9 protein-coding genes are annotated in these 8,593 nt (G+C 61.8%); 6 read left to right on the forward strand and 3 right to left on the reverse strand.

What is annotated here, in order from left to right; genetic code table 11:
* Positions 1-105 precede the first annotated feature (105 nt).
* The gene (locus KGZ40_01415; GenBank protein MBS3956183.1) at positions 106-720 is read left to right on the forward strand and encodes a DUF4352 domain-containing protein; all 615 of its coding nucleotides are present in this window, start codon (positions 106-108) and stop codon (positions 718-720) included.
* A 209-nt stretch (positions 721-929) separates the two neighbouring features.
* Here the strand turns inward: KGZ40_01415 and KGZ40_01420 are convergent, their stop codons facing one another.
* Positions 930-1,601, reverse strand: a complete 672-nt coding sequence (locus tag KGZ40_01420) for a hypothetical protein (GenBank protein MBS3956184.1) — start codon at positions 1,599-1,601, stop codon at positions 930-932.
* A gap of 2 nt (positions 1,602-1,603) precedes the next feature.
* Complete coding sequence (locus tag KGZ40_01425) at positions 1,604-1,981, reverse strand: helix-turn-helix transcriptional regulator (GenBank protein MBS3956185.1); 378 nt, start codon at positions 1,979-1,981, stop codon at positions 1,604-1,606.
* Between the two features lie 187 nt (positions 1,982-2,168).
* Here KGZ40_01425 and KGZ40_01430 point away from each other — a divergent pair, with 187 nt between their 5' ends.
* The 5 genes from KGZ40_01430 (at position 2,169) to KGZ40_01450 (ending at position 6,930) form a co-directional block, all read left to right on the forward strand.
* The gene (locus KGZ40_01430) at positions 2,169-2,801 is read left to right on the forward strand and encodes a hypothetical protein (GenBank protein ID MBS3956186.1); all 633 of its coding nucleotides are present in this window, start codon (positions 2,169-2,171) and stop codon (positions 2,799-2,801) included.
* Between the two features lie 418 nt (positions 2,802-3,219).
* Positions 3,220-3,624 (forward strand): hypothetical protein, encoded by a 405-nt coding sequence (locus tag KGZ40_01435; GenBank protein ID MBS3956187.1) that lies wholly within the window; start codon positions 3,220-3,222, stop codon positions 3,622-3,624.
* A gap of 139 nt (positions 3,625-3,763) precedes the next feature.
* Complete coding sequence (locus KGZ40_01440; GenBank protein MBS3956188.1) at positions 3,764-4,615, forward strand: toll/interleukin-1 receptor domain-containing protein; 852 nt, start codon at positions 3,764-3,766, stop codon at positions 4,613-4,615.
* Positions 4,616-4,707: 92 nt separating this feature from the next.
* A complete protein-coding gene (locus KGZ40_01445) occupies positions 4,708-5,523 on the forward strand; it encodes a methyltransferase domain-containing protein (GenBank protein ID MBS3956189.1) in 816 nt (271 codons plus the stop codon).
* Positions 5,524-6,477: 954 nt separating this feature from the next.
* On the forward strand, positions 6,478-6,930 hold the full coding sequence (locus KGZ40_01450; GenBank protein MBS3956190.1) for a GNAT family N-acetyltransferase: 453 nt from the start codon (positions 6,478-6,480) through the stop codon (positions 6,928-6,930).
* Between the two features lie 275 nt (positions 6,931-7,205).
* Here the strand turns inward: KGZ40_01450 and KGZ40_01455 are convergent, their stop codons facing one another.
* The gene (locus KGZ40_01455; protein MBS3956191.1) at positions 7,206-7,808 is read right to left on the reverse strand and encodes a hypothetical protein; all 603 of its coding nucleotides are present in this window, start codon (positions 7,806-7,808) and stop codon (positions 7,206-7,208) included.
* Between the last annotated feature and the right edge of the window lie 785 nt (positions 7,809-8,593).

Genomic DNA, 8,593 nt, shown 5'->3' on the forward strand with positions numbered 1-8,593 from the left:
CGGACTATGCGTCACACCGCAAGTTCGCTACCATTCCACATGTTGACTTATAGTCAACAATCGAGGGGCAACCACACCTATCCGGTGCTTAGCGAAGGAGGCGTCGTGGCTGAAGAGACCGTAGGCAAGACCAAGAAGCCGTTCTACAAGAAGTGGTGGTTCTGGGCCATAGTAGTTCTCGTCGTAATCGCTGCGGCTTCAAGCGGCGGAGGCGACGACACGAACACTGCAGAGTCGCCCCAGAATGAGCCTGCTGCGACCGAGCCCGCGTCTGGTGAGGCCCCGGAGGCAGAGGCTGCTGAACCGGAGGAGCCGGCGGAGCAGGTAGCCAAGATCGGTGATGCACTTAAGGTCGGAGACCTCGTCTTCACCGTTAACGATGCTGTCATGACGACCGAGCTGAAGAGCCCGCTCGGTAACAAGACCGGCAACTGGATGGTTGTGACGGTCACCGTGAAGAACGAGTCGAAAGAGACGGTCACCATCGACTCTTCGTTCTTCAAGTTGCTCGAAAGCGACGGGACGGTGTACGAGACCGACAGCGATGGACTCATGTACCTCGACACCAACGACAACTTCTTCCTTGAGAAGATCAACCCGAAACTCGAGAAGCAGGGCAAGGTTCTCTTCGCAATCCCGGAGGGTGTCACCGACCTGCAGCTTCAGGTCCAGACCGGCGCTTTCGGGATGGAGAAGGGTATCATCAGCCTGTCCCAGTAGATTCGTTTCTGTGCAGTACGGACTTGAGCGGGGGGTGCCGTCGGGCGCCCCCCGCTTCCTTGTTGGGGCACGGCTAACAAGCGCTTCCAGCAGAAAGCGCCGCCCGTGTGCGGTATGCTCGGGTGGCAAGGCATCGAGGGGCGGCGCTTCAGCTGAAGCGCCGAGACGTTAGACCTACAGAATTGTCCAGCAGGATTCTTGCGGGTCCCTCACGCGTCCTCGGGTACCGGAATCGGCGCGATGAACTCCGCGCGCCTGGCCAAGCGCTCTTCAACCTTGACTGTGAGTGCCCACGTGCCGCCGGCGACCCAGAAAGGCCAGCACCAGAAATCGGTTCCCGTCAGAGCGTTGAGCAGGATAGAACCAAACGCGAGACCCGCCCATACGAGCAGTGCCTTGCGAAAGCGGGCCTTGTAGACGAGGTCGCGAGCCTCGACAGCATCCGGTGATTCCCGGTAGCGCAGGTACGCCCCGCGGAGCCACAAGATGCCCGCGGCGAGCACGGCGAGCAGCGAGAACCCGGCACCCGGATGAACCAGGTCGGTCCAAGCTCCCAGAGCAGTGCTGGCGATCATCACAGCGGCGCCGATGCTCGCACTGATTGCTATGACGTGCAGATCCAGGCGCGCGGTGTATACAGAGGCCGTAGGAATCTTGTCAGCAAGCTCCTCGACAGGCTCGAACTCCGAGACGAGCACAGACAAGTCGCCCACCGATGCAATCGCGACTCCGAGCGCCTCATCCTCGGACTTGCCCTGTGCAACGAGATCGCCCACCTTTGCCGTCAGGTCGGCGATGAGTTCCTCCTGCTGCTCAAGCACCTCGGGTGTCACCTTCACGCCCTGAAAGGCGCCCTGCACGTAGTACTTGATTGCTTCCATGGTCACTCCTTCTCGGCTTCACCGGAGACAAGGCGGTCGATTAGTCGGCGTGCACGCTTCCAGTCGGTCAGGTTGCGCTCGTATGCTTGCCTGCCATCAGCTGTGATTGCGTAGTACTTGCGACGACCGCCCTGGGACTCTTCGCCCCAGTAGGAGCGGATGAGCCCCTGTCCTTCGAGGCGGCGCGCGGCTGAGTACAGGGTCGGCTCCTTGAGTTCGTACTCGTTGTCGGACAAGAGCGCGACCTGCCTGCAGATGTCGTAGCCATAGCGGTCCTCGGCGCTCAGTAGGCCAAGTACGATGGTGTCGATGTGTCCTCTGATGAGGTCGCTGCTGATCGGTGTGTCGCCCACATCCGCACCTCCTTTCGACAACAACATGATGCATACTACTGTGTCTGTCAAGGTAGTATGCATGGCAAGTTTGCCAGTCGAAATGTCAACTGATCTGAGGTCTAACAAGCGCTTCCACACAGACGGCGCGCTGCGTGCGTTAGACTCGGGTGGCAAGCGCTAGCCGGCGCGCCGCTGGTGAAGCGCCAAGACGTTGGACAGACGGGGGACACGGGTGAGAGCCTCGAAGCTTATTGCGGTCGGACTGCTCTCGGCGATCATCTTGGCCTCGGGCTGCGTGCCGGGTTCAGCGCAACGGACGAGCAGTGATCCGGCCGAGCCCGCGCTGACGCCCGCCGTCGCGCCCACAGCCGAACCGCTTGAGGGATATGAGCTGCCGCTCGATGTCGCCACACTCGAGGCGGACATGGGCGATCCAAGCTCGATAGAGCGCCCTTCGGCGGACGACCCCAGCCCCTGGGGCCAGTGGTTGGTGTGGGACCGTCCTGACGGCACGCGGTTTCGCGCCCTCGCGGGCGACTACAGCCCCGACTCCACCGACAGCACCGCGGGCGTGTCCTACATTGAACTTCGCGCGAGTCCGCAGCTGGAGTCAGGAACGACGGTCGCGACGCCCACGATCCACGGCTTCACTCTGAACGGGACCGACATCCGTGAGGTCGACGAGGCTCTGCCCGAAAGCACGCCCAGCATGATGCACGACCGGCCTGAACTCGACCCCGATGATGTCTACCACGCATCGATCCTCTACGAGCAGGACGGGCTGTACACGTACTTCTTCTTCGATGACGTGGGCATGCTGGTTGGCGTGGGCCAGGCGGTGTTCTACATGGACGGCGCTGACTAGCCGCTGTCCAACAAGCGCATCCAGCGGACGGCGTGAACCGCTAGAGTGAATGCAGGCTTATCGGCCGCCGCTGATGCGCTACATCGTTAGCGCGACGGCCGGGGACCGTGAGGCGGGCTGACAGGCTCGCACGTACGCAGGGTCGAACAGCGGGGAGCGCAGGGGCGTTGCTCCTCGCCGCTAGCCGCTTTACTGAGTGAGGCTCGGTTTGCACGCGCCCGGGTGCCGCTCAGCGCGAAGGCGGGATACGGGCGATGCGGAAGCGCCCGGCGCGCAGAGCGTCACCGCCCGCTTTACGTTGTCGCGGCCACGCCGCTAACCAGCGCTTCAACTCGACGCGCAGGAGATTGGCGTATCCTGTAAAGGCAAGCCGCGCGAGTTAAGCGCCAAATCGTTAGGCCTACGTGAGGTGTCTCGGTTGGACAGACGTTGGCTCATTGGCTTCGCTTTCTTGGTCGCGCTAGTTGCCGCCAGTCTTCTCGGCGTGTTCACTGATCGGTTTGCCCTTGAGGCCGTTGCGGTCCTCGTCGTTGTTGCCCTTCTTGCGGGGATCCTGCCGTTCACCTTCGGCGCGATCGTTCAGCTGGCACTGCGGGAACGGGTGCTTCCGTCGGCGGCTCTTTGGCTCGGCTCAGCCGCTTTCGTTATTCTCACTGTCCTCACCGGTCAGCCCGAACTCACACTATTTGGCTCCCGCGTCCCCGGATACATGTTCCTGTTCGTGCTCTACGCTTGGTTTCTGGACCATGGCGCTCGGCTGGCGCGTTCGATTGTCAGACGCCGTGCCTCGAGGCTTGCAGCGAACGGGGAGGTCGAAGCCTAACAAAGGCATCGACGCAGACAAACCGGCCGTGTGAGGTATTCTCGGTTCGGAATGTTGCGTGGCCGGTTTGCTGGTCATGCCTAACACGTTAGGCTCACACGAATAGGGGGGACGATTGGCAACGCGAAACCAGGTGTTCGTGAGCTACAGCCATGCTGACAGCGAGCACCTTCAGAGACTCCGAGTCCACTTGCGCCCCTACGAGCGCGAGTCCCGACTCGCGCTTTGGGACGACACGAAGATTCGCACCGGAGACCGATGGCGAAACGAGATTGAGGCGGCAATGGGCCGCGCTGCAGTTGCCATCCTCTTGGTGTCGGCAGACTTCCTTGCGTCGGACTTCATCGCTGAGAACGAACTGCCTCCACTACTAGGGGCGGCAGCGGCAGAGGGAGTCCGCATTCTGCCGGTCATCGTCAAGCCGTGCGCCTTCGGCTCAATGAAGAGCCTGTTTGAGTTCCAGGCCGCCAACGATCCCAATGCTCCCCTCATCTCGCTTTCCGAGGCGGAGAGGGAATCCACCTGGGCTCGTGTTGCCCAAGATGCAGAAGCAGCAATACGCGAATTCGAAGCGAAAGCAACAGAGGCGGCCAAGTACGATCCGTACGATGACATCGTCTTTGGAGACTTCGGGTGGTCGGTCGAACTCATCGGCGGCGAGATCAGAGACCCCAAGATGATCGGCGGCTTCGATGTCTACACTTATCACCACATCGACGTCTTGGAGTACATGCCGCTGGCATCTGGCGTTCTAGCTGACATCGCCAATCGTGATGAGGTACTCGAGGCGGTAGCACGTCGCTTTCGCGAGGCAGGATGGGAGGGCGACGGCGACATCAGGATCATGTGGGTGCCCCCGTTTGCAGGTGCGGGGTCCGAAGACACGTATGGCGTTGCGGTCTGGTTCGTGAAGCAGGACAACAACGGGACTTCGTACTTGGCTTCGCCAGTTCCTCTGCCGTTCCCACGATTGCTCGAACAGCAGTACTAAGCGGGTGGAGCCTAACAATGAGATCAACCCGACTCGCTTCGCTCGCGGGTTATCTCAAACACGTTCGACCGACCCAGGATTCGGAGCCATCCATGCGTGAGGAAGTCGCTGCCAACTTGAGCCTCTGGGACGGCTGGACCGATCTCCACATGTCGGGAGCGTTCTACGACGTGGAGGGGTTTGTAGCCGACCCCGCGTCTCGACCATTCGACTGGGTGACCCGCAGCGTCGTGGGTGACGTGACCGGGAAGCGACTACTTCATCTGCAGTCGCACATCGGCATCGACACACTGGGTCTTGCACTCGCCGGTGCGGTGAACGTGATGGGGGTCGACTTCTCTCCGCGTTCCGTTGCAGCGGCGCAATCCATCGCTCGACGGCTTGATCTCCCCGTGCAGTTCGTTCAGGCAGACGTCACCGACTTGCCTGATGCCGTACCCAGGACCGCGTTCGACATTGTATTCACCTCTCACGGCACGATCATGTGGCTTCCCGATCTCAAGGGATGGGCCCGCTCGATCGCGTCGCGGCTTGCTCCGGGCGGCGTGTTTCACATCATCGACGCCCACCCGTTCCTGACGGTATTCGATGACCTCATCGAAGAGCCGCCTCTCAAAGTCGGTTATCCCTACTTCTCGCGGGAGCCCCACTACTTCGAGGAGCACGGGAGCTATGCGGATCGAACCGCCGACTTCGTTGCGGACTCGTACTTCTGGCAGCACACCGTCTCTGAGATCATCGGCTCGCTGCTGAGCGCCGGACTCAGGATCGAGCAGTTTTCGGAGTATCCGGTTGTTGCGTGGAAGGTTCTGGAGTTCATGGTGCAGGACGATGACGGTCTGTGGCGGATGCCGCCGGGCACTGGCGACATACCGCTGATGTTCTCGCTGAGTGCCTCACGCCCCTGAGATGCTCGCTTCTGTCATCCGGTCGGGCGGTCGAACAAAGGCATCGACGCAGACAAACCGGCCGTGTGAGGTATCCTCGGCTTGGAGCATGGCGTGGCCGGTTTGCTGGTCATGCCTAACACGTTAGAGCGACGGGATGCCTGGCCTGGAGTGCCAGCGCGATCCGTCCCGGGAGGTATGGGCGTAAGGGCTCCTCGGCAGGGAGCGGGCCAGCGCCAGCCGGGGTGCGTGCCGGAAGCGGGGGAGTGGGGCCGCCGGTGCCTGAAGGGTGTCAGCCGCGTGCTCTAACACGCGCTTCAACTCGACGCGCAGGAGCGTTCGGCCGCTTCGCGGTGTAAGCTGATGGCGCGCGAGTTAAGCGCTACATCGTTAGAGCGACGGGATGCCTGGTCTGGATTGCCAGCGCGATCCGTCCCGGGAGGCAGGGGCTTAAGGGCTCCTCGGCAGGGAGCGGGCCAGCGCCAGCCGGGGGTGTACGGAAGCGGGGGAGTGGGGCCGCCGGTGCCTGAAGGGTGTCAGCCGCGTGCTCTAACACGCGCTTCAACTCGACGCGCAGGAGCGTTCGGCCGCTTCGCGGTGTAAGCTGACGGCGCGCGAGTTAAGCGCTACTACGTTAGCGCGACGGCCGGGGACCGTGAGGCGGGCTGACAGGCTCGCACGTACGCAGGGTCGAACAGCGGGGAGCGCAGGGGCGTTGCTCCTCGCCGCTAGCCGCTTTACTGAGTGAGGCTCGGTTTGCACGCGCCCGGGTGCCGCTCAGCGCGAAGGCGGGATACGGGCGATGCGGAAGCGCCCGGCGCGCAGAGCGTCACCGCCCGCTTTACGTTGTCGCGGCCACGCCGCTAACCAGCGCTTCAACTCGACGCGCAGGAGATTGGCGTATCCTGTAAAGGCAAGCCGCGCGAGTTAAGCGCCAAATCGTTAGAGCCACAGCACCAACCTCGGGGGAATCACATGGCGGTTCGTGAACTCGGCGAGAGTGATCTGGATGCGCTTCTCGCTCTGTATGAGGACCTGCACTCGAAAGACGACCCGTTGCCCGCACGCCCCTCGGTGGAGCACACCTGGGAGAGCATCTTGGCGGGCGCCGGCAGCCACTACCTCGGTCACTTCCAAGAAGGCAAGCTCGTCTCGAGTTGCGCTCTGACCATTGTCCCTAACCTCACTCGCGGATGTCGGCCATACGCTCTGGTCGAGAACGTCGTGACGCAGGCGGAACATCGCCGCAAAGGCTACGCGACCGGCGTCCTCCGTCACGCGCTCGAACTGGCTTGGTCGGAGCGGTGCTACAAGGTCATGTTGCTCACCGGGCGCACAGACGACGGAATCCTCGCGTTCTACGAGGCTGCCGGCTTCAAGCCCGACGTGAAGAGGGGCTTCGTGGCGCTGCCCGGGGCTGGGCTCTAACAAGTGCTTCCAGCCGACTCACGCACGCGCTAGGCTGACACGGAGTCGCTCGTTCGCGGCTGAAGCACCGGACGTTCGACAGAAGCCGGCAGCTCCCCAACCTTGACGAGCCGGGGAGCTGCCTTCATGCTTGGGCTAGAAGCGTTCGCCCAAGACTACGGTCTTCGGCAACCACAGAAGCTGCGCAGCCTGGCAAGGATGAGCGCAGCTTCTGCATTTGTGGATGCAGACCGCCATGTAGCCTTCTTGGTTCATTGGCCTTCACCTCCTCTCAGCTAGAAGGGGATATCGTCCTCGAAGGTGGACTCGGTGACTTCCGGTGGTGTGGGCGCAACAATCGGCCCTGCCTCGAGAAGTGCCCACCAGTCCTCTGCGGACACTTCAGAGACCGCGCGGTAGGATCCGCGTTTGACCCTTCTGACAAGCCCCGCCTCACCTAATGCTCCTACGACCGCGTACGGCTTGTAGCCGGCGACTGTACCGCTGAGCTCTTCCACCATATCGGTCATCTGCCATGCCGCCTGCGCATGTTGGGAAATCCAATTGACCACGACATCGAACCCCCCGTGGTCCACTTCCTGCGTATAGGGGACCACTGACTTCTTGCCTTTGGCCTCCTTGACGAGCCTGTCGTCACGGATGCAGAAGCGAGGGTAGCCCTTCCCCCACCAAGTGCAGCCCTCGTCGTCCTCAGATGGCGACGGCGGATGCATCACCTTCGCGAACTCACTCTCAAGCTCCTTTAGGCTCTCGGCCAGCTTCAGTAACCTGGCCGCTTGGTCGTAGGAGCGGCTTTCATTGAGTACGTCGAACGCTGTCTGGCGGAGAGCCGCCTCCAAGGCTGCTATCTTCTCTTGTACCTGTTGCACTGAGTCCATTACTACTCCAATCCGTGTGCTGAAATCATCATAGCACATGTTCTACGCAGTAATCTCAACTATTGTAATCCATGTTGTAGAAAGTTTCTTAAAAGAAATACTTACGCACTGAAAGGGTTGCGAACAGCACGTATGTTCGAGCACCCCTTGACCGTGTACGGTCATTTGTGCGCCCCAAAACACTGAAAACAATACACAGTGAGTGGTATCGGGTTGGACTCTGTCGAACAAGCGCATCAACCTGACAACCAGAAGGTAGAATGCGAAAGAGAAGCGCGTGCGTTGCAGGTTATGCGCAACACGTTAGAGCGACGGGATGCCTGGCCGGGATTGCAAGCGCGATCTGTCCCGGGAGGCAGGCGCTTAAGGGCTCCTCGGCAGGAGGCGGGCCAGCGCCAGCCGGGGGTGTGCGGAAGCGGGGGAGTGGGACCGCCGGTGCCTGAAGGGTGTCAGCCGCGTGCTCTAACACGCGCTTCAACTCGACGCGCAGGAGCGTTCGGCCGCTTCGCGGTGTAAGCTGATGGCGCGCGAGTTAAGCGCTACATCGTTAGAGCGACGGGATGCCTGGCCTGGATTGCAAGCGCGATCCGTCCCGGGAGGCAGGGGCTTAAGGGCTCCTCGGCAGGAAGCGGGCCGGTGCCAGCCGGGGGTGTGCGGAAGCGGGGGAGTGGGGCCGCCGGTGTACGGACGGATGTCAGCCGCGTGCTCTAACACGCGCTTCAACTCGACGCGCAGGAGCGTTCGGCCGCTTCGCGGTGTAAGCTGATGGCGCGCGAGTTAAGCGC

The sequence above is a fragment of the Clostridiales bacterium genome, from assembly GCA_018333995.1.
GTDB lineage: Bacteria > Actinomycetota > Coriobacteriia > Anaerosomatales > SLCP01 > JAGXSG01.

What these genes read in the sequence shown, in the direction of transcription:
- KGZ40_01420 (MBS3956184.1), bottom strand. Translation starts at nt 1,601, where the DNA reads ATGGAAGCAATCAAGTACTACGTGCAGGGCGCCTTTCAGGGCGTGAAG.
- KGZ40_01425 (MBS3956185.1), bottom strand. Translation starts at nt 1,981, where the DNA reads ATGTTGTTGTCGAAAGGAGGTGCGGATGTGGGCGACACACCGATCAGC.
- KGZ40_01445 (MBS3956189.1), top strand. Translation starts at nt 4,708, where the DNA reads ATGCGTGAGGAAGTCGCTGCCAACTTGAGCCTCTGGGACGGCTGGACC.
- KGZ40_01450 (MBS3956190.1), top strand. Translation starts at nt 6,478, where the DNA reads ATGGCGGTTCGTGAACTCGGCGAGAGTGATCTGGATGCGCTTCTCGCT.
- KGZ40_01455 (MBS3956191.1), bottom strand. Translation starts at nt 7,808, where the DNA reads ATGGACTCAGTGCAACAGGTACAAGAGAAGATAGCAGCCTTGGAGGCG.